Annotated in this window: 7 protein-coding genes; 6 read left to right on the top strand and 1 reads right to left on the bottom strand. The window is 50.6% G+C overall.

Going from position 1 to position 13693, the window contains the following annotated elements; genetic code table 11:
* The first annotated feature begins 298 nt into the window (after positions 1 to 298).
* The gene (locus tag MKY66_RS27835) at positions 299 to 1906 is read left to right on the top strand and encodes a DEAD/DEAH box helicase (protein WP_074092592.1); all 1608 of its coding nucleotides are present in this window, start codon (positions 299 to 301) and stop codon (positions 1904 to 1906) included.
* Positions 1907 to 2398: 492 nt separating this feature from the next.
* Here the strand turns inward: MKY66_RS27835 and MKY66_RS27830 are convergent, their stop codons facing one another.
* Positions 2399 to 3331 carry a hypothetical protein gene (locus MKY66_RS27830; protein ID WP_076209727.1) on the bottom strand — a complete coding sequence of 311 codons (933 nt, stop codon included), beginning with the start codon at positions 3329 to 3331 and terminating at the stop codon, positions 2399 to 2401.
* 408 nt (positions 3332 to 3739) lie between these two features.
* Here MKY66_RS27830 and MKY66_RS27825 point away from each other — a divergent pair, with 408 nt between their 5' ends.
* The 5 genes from MKY66_RS27825 (at position 3740) to MKY66_RS27805 (ending at position 13632) form a co-directional block, all read left to right on the top strand.
* A complete protein-coding gene (locus MKY66_RS27825) occupies positions 3740 to 5533 on the top strand; it encodes a vWA domain-containing protein (RefSeq protein WP_076209728.1) in 1794 nt (597 codons plus the stop codon).
* Between the two features lie 224 nt (positions 5534 to 5757).
* On the top strand, positions 5758 to 9147 hold the full coding sequence (locus MKY66_RS27820; RefSeq protein WP_076209729.1) for a tubulin-like doman-containing protein: 3390 nt from the start codon (positions 5758 to 5760) through the stop codon (positions 9145 to 9147).
* A 1-nt stretch (position 9148) separates the two neighbouring features.
* Positions 9149 to 11596 carry a transcription initiation factor TFIID gene (locus MKY66_RS27815; RefSeq protein WP_083656966.1) on the top strand — a complete coding sequence of 816 codons (2448 nt, stop codon included), beginning with the start codon at positions 9149 to 9151 and terminating at the stop codon, positions 11594 to 11596.
* An 85-nt stretch (positions 11597 to 11681) separates the two neighbouring features.
* Positions 11682 to 12965 carry a vWA domain-containing protein gene (locus tag MKY66_RS27810; RefSeq protein WP_076209730.1) on the top strand — a complete coding sequence of 428 codons (1284 nt, stop codon included), beginning with the start codon at positions 11682 to 11684 and terminating at the stop codon, positions 12963 to 12965.
* A gap of 19 nt (positions 12966 to 12984) precedes the next feature.
* Positions 12985 to 13632, top strand: coding sequence for a beta-mannanase (locus MKY66_RS27805; RefSeq protein ID WP_076209731.1), 648 nt, complete (start codon positions 12985 to 12987; stop codon positions 13630 to 13632).
* Positions 13633 to 13693 lie beyond the last annotated feature (61 nt).

Raw genomic sequence — 13693 nt, 5'->3', positions numbered from 1 at the left:
GAGCCTGAGGCATGCTAGGTTAATAAACCAACCTCAAACTCACTTGGTCGATACAAGTTACGCTGATCTTGGAATTTTGTGCTACAAGTTGGGTGGGTAACGCTGTATCCCCTTTTGTTTTGCTTGACTAACGTGTAAACTACAGGGTATGGAGAAGAAGAGCAACGAGTGGATTGCTTTTTAAAAAATTCATTTCATAATCATGATTGATATAAGGAAAACTAGTCTTGATGGCAGATACTGATACTGAGTCATTATGAAATGGACTTATCTAAATGAATATACAGAGGTGTAACGATTGGCAAACTTTGAACAACTGGGCATTCGCCCGGAATGGTGCGAAATCCTGAAACATCAGGGCATCGCCGTGCCGACTCCGGTACAGGAGCGTTCGATTCCGGTACTGCTGGGTGGACGCGATATTATCGCTGAGGCACAGACAGGAACAGGGAAAACGCTGGCATTTTTGCTGCCGATTATTCAGAAAATTAACGTATCCGACCGTTCGCCGCAAGCGTTGATTATTGCGCCTACGCGTGAGCTTGCGCTGCAAATTACGGAAGAAGCGAAGAAACTCACGGCAAACGACGATAAACTGCATGTGCTTGCCGTATACGGCGGGCAGGATGTGGACAAGCAACTGCGTAAATTGCAGAACGGAACCCAGATCGTTATTGGCACACCCGGGCGTCTGCTGGATCACCTGCGCCGTGGCACGTTGAAGCTTGATAATGTGAAAAAACTGGTGCTGGATGAAGCCGACCAAATGCTGCACATGGGCTTCCTGGACGATGTGGAGACGATTCTTAGTGAGCTTCCACACAAACGTCAGACAATGCTGTTCTCAGCAACGATGCCTAAGGGCATTCGCAACCTGGCGAAGACCTACATGAAAGATCCGGAAGATGTAAAAGTGTCTTCCCAATCTGTTATCCCGATCAAACAAATTCGCCAGCAAGTACTGGAATGCACGGATCGCGGTAAGCTTGAAGCGCTTCGCGGCATGATTGATACGTATCGCCCATACTTGGCGATTATTTTCTGCCGGACCAAGCGTCGTGCATCCAAGCTGAACCAAGATCTGCGTGAAGCAGGTTATGCAAGTGATGAACTTCATGGAGATCTGTCCCAATCCAAGCGTGAGAACGTAATGAAAGCGTTCCGCGATGCCAAACTGCAAGTACTCGTTGCTACAGATGTAGCTGCACGTGGACTTGATGTTGAAGGCGTTACGCATGTATTTAACTACGATATGCCGCATGATGCGGAAAGTTATATCCACCGGATTGGCCGTACGGGCCGTGCAGGCGGTACAGGTCTTGCTGTAACGTTTGCAACAGAGCACGACAGACCGGAACTTGCACGTATTGAACAAGGAATCGACCAGAAGCTGTCCCGTATCCAGTGGACAAGCGAAGGTCCAATTGCTTCAACTGGAGCAGCTAGACGTTCCATCAACAGTCAAGGGGATGACGAACGTTCAGGCGGACGCTCTTCCGGAACTGGCAGTGCCCGTCGCGGTGCAGGCCGTAACGATCGCAGAGATGGCGGACGTGGGGGGCGTGGTTCCCGCGGCGGCGAAGGTGGACGCAGTGAAGGCGGACGCAGTGGTGGTCGTAGCGGTGGCCGCAGTAGCGACAGCAGTCGCGGAGCAGCAGGTCAAGGTGGACGCGGTGCGGGTCGCAGTGGCGACGAGCGCAGCGCAGGTCGTGGTTCGGCGCGCAGCAGCGACAGCAGTCGCGGAGCAGCGGGCCAAGGCGGACGCGGTGCAGCTAGCAGCGGCTGGGCTGGCCGTAGCGCCGACAAGCGCACCTCCGGGCGCAGCAGCGAAGGCTCTCGCCGTCCGGAATCCGCAGGACGCGGACCGGCGAAGGGTGACCGTCGCGATTCTCGTCGCGGACGGTAAAGCCTTGGCGCAAGCGGCGATGTAGCCGCAATTGCGCAGGCACCATGCCATGCCAGAGTGATTGGCATGGCACATATGAGAGGGTTCGGGTACAAATGTACCGAACCCTCAGATCAAGGGTCGCGACGGAACCACGTCGCGGCCCTTTTTCACCAGGACAGATGCTCATTTCCGCTTATTCTTTTTGTCATCTGCGAGTGCCTGCTTGCGCGCCTGCTTGGTCCATGGAAGATGCCATTTAGGTATTCCCTATCTGGTTTTTCTTTCTGTCCGTGTACTTCGCATAGCACTTGGCAGACTGCCATAAAATTCAAAAACACCTCATCCTAGACCTAAGGATGGGGTGTTTTTGGATTAATTCTTATATCATTAGAATCATAACCTTCGATCTGTGGTGCTGACTCGCATGCAGGGGTGGATGATATTGTATTCGTCTATATACAGGGAGTGAGTTTGCACTAAACTACGTTTTTCTTTCTCAATATATCATCCCTACAGCTGAACATCTGCGTATTGATCCCGATATTTCTCGTTATACACCCGGCCTACCGACTCCGCCAATCCCCCTCGTGCCTTGCTCGGATAGCGTTCAATCGTGTGATAAAGTCTCATGAAGCGATCCTTGGGCATAAAGCGGGCGTAGCGGGTAATAAGACTAGGGAATAACTCAATATATTTGCTCTTGCGCACGGCAGCAGCAGCTACGGCTGTAAGTATCTGAATTCCATTGTGGAGCTGTAAAATATTCACTTCATAGGTTGCGATATAACGAATCGCATCTTCACGGATCAAATCCGGCTTAAGTCGTGCGATCTCACCGATATATTCAGCGAGCAGCCGCTCGAAACTGCGTAGTAGCAAGGGCTTGAGCTGCAGATCCATATCACTGCGCAGGACAAAGGATTGTAACAGCGCAACCTGCTGCAGTCGAATCCGGTCATTGTAGACGAGTGAGCCGATCTCGCGGAGCATCTCATAGGCAAGTGCTTCATCCTGCTTTCGAGCTTCGGCGACCAGAGCCCAGTTGCGGTTAATACCCTGGCGGATGAGTTCCTCATCCTGTTGCAACGTGCGCTTCAACTCGCGCTGCTGTTCTACCTCGAACGAACGTTTCTGCATGAAGATGAGTAAGGCCAGAAGCAGCAGGGAAACGCTGGCTGCCGCCATGGTCTGATCTATGGTCTCACCGAAATAGGTGGCAGCAGCACCGAACAATATGGTAATGAACAGGTCGCGTGCAATGCGGCGTTTCACACGGGAAGTCGCCTTCGACTGAACGGAGTTCAGGGTACCCCGGCCACAGGCCGTGCACTCCTCTTCCCACAGGCAGGTGTACTGTCCACAACGTGAGCAGACTTGCAACTTTTCATAGGCATAGGTCGTTCGATGAAATGGTCTTATGGATACAACTAGTTTAGTACTCATGCTCAATCACGCTCACCATTCAGAATAGTGTAGAGGGTACGATCCGTCTCTTCGCGGGAGACCGGTTTCCGCCGATGAAGGTGGAGTGCAAAACCCTTTATCATGACAAAAAGAAACAATATGGCGAGGCATCCGTATGTAACCATAATCCGTTCCCTTCTATAGCTTGGTAATCAAGCGCTGTTATATTGCAGTTTGCTGGCAATAACTATATCATATTTCCATAGTTGGTACTTTTGTGCCAGTTGCAGGCGTGAAATCGTCGATTTTTGTCAGTCATTACAAAACTGTAACTCAAGATAGGGGTGCTTTTCAGAATTTATTAGCAGACTGTTAAGATTTCCTTAAGGCTTGACGCCTATAATAAACTATTCCCATTTTAATCTCAAACGTGAAGGAGTACACCCAATGCTGCGGACACGCAAAATACGCTGGCTCAGTGGAACGATGGTTCTGCTGGCAATTCTAACGCTACTGTTACCTCAAGCGTTGCTGCCACAAGCTGCAGCGGCTCAGGCACAGACAAGCGGAATCGATGCGGTACTTGTAGCCGATGTAAGTAACTCGATGAATACAAGTGACCGTGACAAGATCAGTAATGAAGCCATGAAAATGTTTATTGATATGCTGCCCGTCCAGGGGGACAAGGTAGGGATTGTCGCTTATACCGATCAGGTGGAGCGGGAAAAGGCTATGCTTACGATTCAGTCCGATACGGACAAGAGCAGCCTGAAGGATTTTATTGATCAGCTCGGCCGGGGGCCATATACCGATGTCTCAGTTGGTGTCGCCGAAGCCGTGAACATACTGAATCATGGTGCAGACCCATCCCACTCGCCGATGATCGTGCTGCTGGCGGATGGTAACAATGACTTTAACAAAACCAAAGGCCGTACACAGGCACAATCTGATGCTGACCTGGCAAAAGCCGTGAAGGAAGCACAGGATCAGGGCATTCCGGTGTATACGATTGGACTGAACGCGGATGGCAAGCTGAACAAGAATGCACTCGCAGACCTGGCTCAGCAGACCGGAGGCAAGTCATTCATTACCGATACGCCGGATGATCTGCCACAGATTCTGAGTGAGATCTTCGCCGATCATGCCAAACTGAATGTGGTCAAGCTGCCCTCTGTAACGGGAAACGGCAGTTATCAGGAAGTTACCGTGAATGTACCGAACGACAGTGTATTGGAAGCAAATATTTCGATCATATCCTCGAAGCCGGTGGAAGTGCAATTGACGGACCCTTCCGGACAAGCCGTGGATATGAACTCGGATGCAGCCAAGCTCTCGACTTCGAAGAGTTATTCACTCGTGAAGCTGTTGAAACCCCAAGAGGGAGACTGGAAACTTCGGGTAAAAGGGGCTCCGAAAGACAGCATCGATATCAACCTGTTGTTCAACTACGATCTTCAGCTCGTTGTGGACCCAATTAAGACCAAGTCCTATACCAAAGGAGACAAGGTTGATCTTGCAGCCAAACTGGAGAATGGCGGTCAGCCGCTTCAGGATAATGATCTGTATACAGATATGAAGGCCACGCTGGTTGTGAAAGATGTAGATACAGGTAAAAGCGAGGAACAACCGCTGGAAAACACAGGTTCTGGTTTTGCCGGAACGTTTGAAGTACCAGACAATCATAACTATGAATTAGTCATCCGTGCGGAAGAAGACAGCTTCTACCGTGAAAGTGAGCCAATCACGATCAACGCGAGCGGAGCAGCTGGAAGTGGATCTCAACCAACAACGTCTGGCGGTGAACAGGACAAGCCGTTTCCTTGGTTGCCTGTCATCCTGGGTGTTGTAGCTCTGATTGTGGTCGGTGTTGGTGCATGGTTCCTGCTGGGCTGGCTGAAACGAAAAAATCGAGGTTTTGTAGGCCAGATGGTCGTGGAGATTCGTGATGAGAACACGGGAGATAAATCATATCCGCAATATAAAAAGCTGGTATCCTTCCGGGGCAGATTCCATCTGCATCAGTTGTTGCAACTGGACCCTGAGCTGAAGGAAACCGAAAAATACGTATTTACGCCCAGCAATGGGGATCGAATTATAATCCGTAACACCGCAGGCGGTACGCTGGAGAAATCCGGTCGTGCAGTCGATGCAAGCTCAGGCGTTGAACTGAAGAACGGTGACCGACTGAGCATCCCGCTGCAACAGGCGGACAAGACCATTTTGATTGAGTACCTGGTGTAAAAATGATTGCCAATAGAAGTTGGATCTAACCGTTTACACGAGAACGCAGAGGACAGAAAAAAGCTGGAGAAGCGAAGCGTTCGCCTTTATCCCCAGATTTTCACCTATGAAAAAGAGAATCAAAAAATCTGGGGATAACAGCGATCGGAAGGTTGTTCTGTCATCGGAGTGGCAAGTGTAATCATGTTGTAGTTCCGACTGCGTTAATCTAAGGAGGACATGGAATGAAACCGATTGTTAGAGAACATATTCAGCAACTGGATGTATCACTTGGCGGAGGTATTGTCAGTGAGAAGATCAGAGTTGATACAATTGATAACCCCATTCTGATTATCGGTCTGGGAGGAACGGGAATTGATGCGTTGCTGCGCCTCAAATATCAGATCAACCGTCGTTTCAAGCTGCCACAGGACCCGGTATCCAAGAAAAAAATGGACAAGCCGGACAATGTGGAGTTTCTGGCTTTTGAGACAAACGAACAGGATCGTGCCAAAAAGTATAAAGGGATCGGACTTGATCCGATCAATGAATTCGTATTGCTGTCCAATGCCGAGATTGGCGGACTTCTACAGAACCGCAGCGTGCTTGAACCGTACATTACGGACTGGCTGTCTCCCGAACTGAGCATCACGGATGGTATGAACGGCGCCGCAGGTGTACGTCAGGCTGGACGTCTGCTCCTGTTCACCAAGATTAATCAGGTCGTACAGGCCATCGATAAAAAGATCAAAACCTTATCCGTAGGCACCAACAAAAAACTGATGGTGTTCCTGCTGACAGGTCTGTCCGGCGGAACAGGCAGCGGCTGTTTCCTCGATATTTCCTATATCGTGCGCGGCATTATCGAACGGGATCACGGCTCTGCCGGGATTGACCGCGTGAATACGCTGGGCTATCTGTTCACGCCAGACGTGAACCTGTCCAACAAAAGCTTGAGCGAACACACTCGTGAATACATTCGTAAAAACGGATATGCTGCGCTCAAAGAGCTGGATTACTGGATGAACGTGGATAGCCGCGGTGAGCGGTTTACACAGAAGTACGGCAATATTTTAACAGTCAACTCACCACTGCCACCATTTAACCTGTGTCATCTGATCTCTGCAACCAATACCGAAGGCAAATTGCTGGAGAACGCCTACGATTACTGCATGAACGTCACTGCCGAGAACATTACCAACTTCATGGCAAGTGAGGAGAAGCAGTCGGGTGAGGAGTTTGCGATCCATGACTATATCAGCAACATCCGGACCAACATTGCACAGATGAACAAGGTGTACCCGGCTAACTATGATTACAACATCATCGGTGCATCTTCGGCTGTACTGCCAATTGAAGAGATGACCACGTATCTGGCGTATCGCATGTTCGACAAAATGAACACCATGTTCTCCAAAGCACCGAACCAGGAGGATACCGAGAAGTTCGCCCGCAAGCTGGGCATTGATCTCGAAAGTGTGGTCAAGTCCTTTGAAGCTCGCGTGCCAGAGCCGCTGCCTGGGTATCAGAACAGCGAGCGTTTATCCTATGGCAACGTGGTGAAATCACAGGTTGTGAATATGGACACCGAACTGGAGCAGAACTTCCTGGCCCGTGCCCGTGAAGAATATATCAAGGCGAAGAAACAACTGCCGGGTGAGATTGCGGGTCAGTTCACCGAACAGATCCGGCGTATGTTTTTGCATCCCGAACAAGGTCCGTTCTATGTCTCTCGTCTGATTTATACGGAAAAAGGTTTCTGTGTACTGAAGATGATTCAGTCGTACATCGAAACGCTGCGTGAGAATGCCTTCCGCATTCCGCGTGATATTGAAGCAGCTCAGGAGCAGTCCGAAGAGAAGCTGGGCGATGCAAAGAGTGCTTTTGTCTCCAAAGAGAAGAAAAAGAATGCTTATATTGAAGCAAAAATTCATGAGTACTGGCTGCACGCCGACGTGGAACGCAACGATCAGATGATCGAGTTCTATGAAGATCTGTATGAGTTGCTGAACCAGGAGAACAGCCGCATTTATAACGTATTTACCGAAACGCTGAACGCCCTTAGCTCGATATTCGCCAAGAACGGTGACCTGCTGACACGCGGCGAAGAACAAGCCGATCACAAAGGCAACAAAACATATTATTGGAACGTTGTAAGTGTGCCGGATATCGTCAGTGTGGTGGACGGGCTGTTGGATAAACGTGATACAGATGATCTGATCCGTGACTTCTCCCGTGAATTGCTGGAAAACTCCAGCCAGTGGGTGAAAGAAAACGAGATTGATATCGTCAGCTCCATCTCTGACTTCCTGAGTGAGAAATTCGGTGATCTGATTACCCGTTCCATGGAAGATTTCCTGGTGATCAAGTACGGTCAGGATGAGTCGGTTGAGAAATTCGTGGAACGTTTCATTGCTGGCAAGCTGGATGATGAGGCTGTTCCGGTGTTCAATCTGAGCAACAGTACAGGCAGTCTGCATTTCCCTTCATGGGGATTTGTATCGGTACCGGCACAGGCGCCAGGCATTTTGAAAGGGATTCGCAATTATCAGAACAATGCGGTAGGCAAATCTCATTTTACCGTCAAGGAAAGTGAAGTGCGTAACCGGATATTCTGGCTGAACACCCGCAACGGGGTACCGCTTTTTGTCTATACACCGCTCAAAGTTTATGAGGAAAGTTATGAACGTACCATTTTGGACAAAGAAGGCATTGGTCGTCACTTGGTGCAAACGGAGAAAAACAACTGGACCTATCTGCCGTCTCCGATTCCAGAGAAATCATGGGGAGATGTGTACGAGAACGCCCGCGTGAAGCAGTATAACGCCCGTGTGCGTAACGAATTCGAGCAGGCGCTTGGATACAACATTGTGACAGCCAAATCCATTGATGAGAATACAAGCAACCGGTATGCGATTGTGACAACAGAAGCGTTTGATCTGTCTGCCAAACTGGGAGCCTACGACATGCGTCTCACGTCCACAACGCCGAACCTCGGCGAAGTGAAGCGGGCGGTGATCGAGCTGAAACGTCTGCAATCCGAAGGGTTGCCACGTGTGGGAGTTAAGGATATTTTCGGCAGTATTAATGAAGATATGGCCAAAGAAAACCTGGTACGCTCCCCGCAGCTGATCGCGCGTGTACGTGAGGAACTGGCAAAGATGAATGCCATCTCGGCCAAAGTCGCCGAACTCGAAGGCATTCTTGCCCAGTACCAGGACGAAGAGCAGTGGTATGATCGCTTCATCGAAGCGTTATATACCGACACCATCGTCAAAAAAGGCGCGCTCTACGTCTATGACCGTGACCCGGAAGAAGATGCATGGGAGCCATTCGCTAACCTGATGAAGAGCCGTAACTTTGCCGAGTATGAAGTGTTTGACAACTTCCGCGGTCTGGTTGAGAAGGATCGCAGTACATTGCTGCGCAAAGCCTCCCGCCGAGATAACGATCTAACCGCTTCAGAGGATATCACCCCACTGCTGACGAAGCTGGATGATCTGGCTGCGCTGTTCATGGAATCGCGCGATCGTCTCGAATACGAGCGGGTAGAACTGGCTAACGGAGAAGACATCTATCAGTTCTACAGAACGATGTCGTCCAAGCTGAACGACATTCGCAGAAGGCTGAAGTAAGATGGCGGCCGGGATGGAGTTCAATTCGAACAATACCCTGAAGCGTGATCTGGAGAAGTATGCAGCGCAGTATGCAATAGAGCAGGAGCGTCAAGGCAGCCTGGGTGATGGACGCAGCAGTATCCATTACCCGGCGCTGTTCCTGTTTGTGGGTGATCTGGTTGCACCTGCCGTGTCTGCTGTGCAGGAGATCAATCAGCTGAAATGGGATAACGGAGACGGTGTAGTCTACGTTCAGATCGGGACAGAAGATCAGAAAGAGCATCCGGTTGAAACGAGGAATGTTGGCTCGTCCGATGACGGTCAGGTGACTCTTCACCGCTTGCCTCTGTCCGCTGGGCAGACAGAGCGACCATCCAAAACACGGCGTAAGGATGTACACCGCAGTTTCCACGAATCGGATCAGGTGCTCTTTGACCTGAATCGTACGCTTCGTCGGGTCAGTAACCGGATTGCCGAATATGGACGGTTATACTCGTCATTTGATCGGATTTACGTTACGGTGGTAACCAGGGCGGATGATCCGTTGAATGTATTGTTGCCAGAGCTCACCAAGCTGACGGAGACCATTTTGTCCCAAGCCTTCAAGTCGGTGCAGACGGATCTGCATGTATTGGTCAGCGAGATGGAACAGGTGGATTCCTTCGGGTATGCCAGCGCAGCAGGTCTCGCTTTTCTGCGGGAACTGGATTATATGCAGTCGCTGGACTACACGTTCAGCGGTAAACTGCTGGTGACGGAGGATGGGATCTCCATTCCGGTTACACATCCCGCGTCACCGTTGTTTGATCTAGTATATCTGTTGTCCGACAAAAATGAGCGCGGAACCGGCGTTCCCGGTGGCTGGATCGAAAATGCCGAGATCATCTGCCGCATCTGCCTGCTGAAGAACAGGAAGCAGGGTACAGATCACTCGGGTACCGTTTCAAGCACGGGAGCGAACACGTACAACAATACATCCTTTAAAAACAATATTCGTACCACCTCTGATCAGCACGGTTATGCAAGCGCGGGTTTTGCCGAGATCAGGCGGCCAAACAAGCCGATTGCACTAGCGGTTGTATATCACCTGTATCGGTATCTGCTCGCACGCATGCGGCAAGAGCCGGATTGGAGCATTAAGGACAAGCTCGCTTTCTTCGGACTGGACGCGCCCTCGGTGGAACGCAAAGTCGAAGGTCTGTTACCTGACGAAGATCTGGTTAGTGGCATGAGCGGCATCATGACGCATAACGTCAGTTTCTCCGATCTGAAGCCGCTCTCACTTCGTGAAGCGGAGAGAGCGTTGTTTGGACAAGGAGCTGAAGCGTACTTCCGCGATAACGTTGTCCGTCTTGTCGAAGAGCGTGTGCGCGAGCGCAGCTCTAGCGGTTCCCTGCGCCGTCAGGCTGAACATTCCCGCGCGGAGCATCCCGAGGTTGGTTACTTCCAGTGGGCTGCCTGGAGTGACAGTGAGCCTGGCAGTGTACGTGAAGCGCTGCTCGGACTGATTCGGGATAAATCGATGCAGCTTGAATCGGCACGTGCTCTGTTGGAGCAACGTCAGCAAGAGCAAGTGGAAGATCAGTCGTTCAAACGAGCGTTGTTCCGTGATAAACAGAATGTACGCAATCTGATTGACTGTATGCTGGAGCGAGTGTATGTACCGAAAGTGGAATTACTGCGACTGGAAAATGAATTACATCTGCTGCGTATCTACGATACGGAGATGGAAGAACTTCATCGTTTCAGTCGTCACGTCACAGCAGCACTTGAAGCGCTGGAACGCACACTGCGCGAGACAGCTGCCCAAAGTATCGCTGCTGCGGATGAATACATCGGCCAGAACGTGATGGAGTACTACGGCAAAGTGACAGAAGAGCTAATCATCGACCTGGAAGCCAAGCGCGGACGGGATGTATGGTTTGAGGACCGTTACATGGGAGACATGAACCGGCTCGCCACAGAAGGCGATGATCGTTTGCTGAAACGGCTGATGGAGGTATGTCACTCGTTGCTGCTTACGGCCGAGCCGTTGCAATTGCCATTTGAAGAAGAGCTGTTGCAAAGGGCCAATGTAACGATTGCCTACGGAGACAAAGACGTATTGACCCAGGATGATCTGTTCCGCAGGTTGTACCACACGCTGGAGGATCAGGCTGTTGTTCGGGTACGGGTATTCGATTATACGCAGGAACATCGGTATGAAGAAAAGTACTTCTTTGGCGACCATCATAGTGCTTTCATGGACTATGCGGCACATGCCGAAGAGACGTCACGCATCTACAAGTTGGGTGTGGTGTACGAAGAACGCAGCAGTGGTGTGGAGAAACTGAATCTGATGGGCGGTTTCCATCTGGAGGATCTTATGGTGTATCGGAACGGCAAGGTATATTATGACTCGTACACGGAGAATGGCTATGAACTTCACCCCGCAGGTCTGGCGGACAAGTTGTCACCCATTCGTTAAGACGCCGACGTTGTCATGACACCCTGCCTCAATCTTGTATTAACTCAGCCTGCTTAGGGCTGGTATGGAAAGGATGCATGTAGACATGCAGCGAAAAATCAATCTTCTCCTGGTCCTGTTCAGCCTGATTGGCGGGGCAGTGGGCTTTGCGGCAGGAGAAATCATGCTGCGTCAATGGCTTGGGGAGATGCCGCGTCTGTTGCTGATGGGATTATACTTTGGCGTACTGGCGCTGAGCGTTGGGTTGTTCTGTTTGATCGCAGAGATGATCTCACCCAAGCTGAATGGTGCTTCATGGAAGCTCCGGTATCTGGGACTGTCGTGGAAATTGCTTGTTCCGGCAACACTGGCTTTATTGTTTGTTGTTGGACTCGCCCTGCAATTGTTGTACCAGATCAATCCGGGCGGTGCGAAGCAAGTAAAAGATATCGTACTAATGATCGACAACTCGGGTAGCATGAATGATACAGATCCGGATAACGGACGCTTTGAAGCAGCCAAGACACTAATCAGCCAAATGGAGAGCGACAAACAGGTAGCTGTCATTACGTTTGATGACCAACCGCAGTTATTACAGCCGTTTATTGCGCTGGATAGTGAAGCGGCCAAGAATGAGGTTTATAGTAAAATCGATGGCATTGTCACAACTTCGGGCGGCACCAATTTTGATGCCGTGCTGCGGGAAGGCATGGAACAGATTCAGGGCAAACAGGACCCAAAACGCGGTACCGTCGTCATCTTGTTATCCGATGGCTTCAGTGAAGCGGACACGACCGATATTTTGTCCCAATATAACAACGAACAGATTGCCATTAATACAGTCGGCCTTAGTCTGGTAGACCCTTCGGGTACGGATTTGCTGCGTAACATTGCCCAGCAAACGGGTGGCATGTACTATGATGTACCGGATTCCGGTGGTCTGAATCTGGCATTCCAGCAGATCTACGATACGATTGATGAACGGACGCTGGTAACGGAGCGTACAGGCATGATGGAACATAGCGTTTATCTGGCGATTTTCCGTGTAGCAGCAGTGTTACTGATTGGAGTAGCATTGGGTGTGTCACTCGGACTCGTGTTTGATAACCGTCATCTCGCGCTCAGCTTTGGTATAGGCGGTGCGGTGTCGGGTCTACTGGCAGGGCTTCTGCTGGAGTGGGGACTCGACGGTTCGAACGTGGGGGATACATTCGTACGACTGGGTGCGATGCTCATCTTGTCAGGCGTATTGACCCTCTTCTCCTGGATTGTTCCGATTAAGGAGAACACGCCGCGGAAGAGCCGAGGTCGTCGTGAAGCTGGCGGCGGAACTTCTTCTGCCGAAGGGTTTGGTCAGAGACCAAGAGATACACGCAGCAAAGGATTCTAACGTCGGGAGGTCAATGGAAATGCGGTTTACGGATGCAGACCCTTCGACACCCTTGATTCGAAAACTGACACTTGCGGTGGACGAAGGGCGTTGTACACTTCGCTGGCTCTGGCCGGAACGGGTAGAAGCTGTGTATGTGGAACGGCTGGAGCTGGATATGATGAGCGATGATCGTACCGGGGAAGAGCCTGCACAGGGCAAGCTGAAGCTGTACACAAGAGAGGAATATAAGGCGAGCAATGGTTACACGGATCGGATCACAGGTTTTGGTGCCATCAAGTACACCGTGTATGTGTGTCAGATGGAGGAAGAGGGTCCTGTACTGATCCGTCAACGAGACGAGGACAACATGGTGATTGCAAGCGCAGGGAAGGCGGATATCCGCTTTTCCATTCGCTACAAGAGCGGTTTTTTTCAGAAACGAAAAAGTGTATTGATCACCGTCACAGCGGAAGTACCTGTTCCAAAGGAAGCCCTCTGTTATGTTCGCAAACAGGGCGGGGTTCCGCTGAATAAGGAAGATGGTACGGTGTACCCTTTTGTGAGTGATTTTGCTCCCGGAAGAAATGAGATGCCGCCCGTTGAAGTTGCCAAGGATGATTATGTGCGATTATTCTTCACGGACGGACCGAAATATGGAGCCGCCTATCGGCTTATATCAGACTAGATAGTTGGACTAGCGATTGGGCGGTTACTCTGTCATCGTAGTGCAAGTGTAAATCACCTTA

This window comes from Paenibacillus sp. FSL R5-0766 (assembly GCF_037971845.1).
In the GTDB taxonomy this organism is placed as follows: domain Bacteria; phylum Bacillota; class Bacilli; order Paenibacillales; family Paenibacillaceae; genus Paenibacillus.
The sequence above is the reverse complement of the archived record's forward strand: the minus strand, read 5'-3'. Positions and strand labels throughout refer to the sequence as shown.

What these genes read in the sequence shown, in the direction of transcription:
- MKY66_RS27830 (WP_076209727.1), bottom strand. Translation starts at nt 3,331, where the DNA reads ATGAGTACTAAACTAGTTGTATCCATAAGACCATTTCATCGAACGACC.
- MKY66_RS27825 (WP_076209728.1), top strand. Translation starts at nt 3,740, where the DNA reads ATGCTGCGGACACGCAAAATACGCTGGCTCAGTGGAACGATGGTTCTG.
- MKY66_RS27820 (WP_076209729.1), top strand. Translation starts at nt 5,758, where the DNA reads ATGAAACCGATTGTTAGAGAACATATTCAGCAACTGGATGTATCACTT.
- MKY66_RS27815 (WP_083656966.1), top strand. Translation starts at nt 9,149, where the DNA reads ATGGCGGCCGGGATGGAGTTCAATTCGAACAATACCCTGAAGCGTGAT.
- MKY66_RS27810 (WP_076209730.1), top strand. Translation starts at nt 11,682, where the DNA reads ATGCAGCGAAAAATCAATCTTCTCCTGGTCCTGTTCAGCCTGATTGGC.
- MKY66_RS27805 (WP_076209731.1), top strand. Translation starts at nt 12,985, where the DNA reads ATGCGGTTTACGGATGCAGACCCTTCGACACCCTTGATTCGAAAACTG.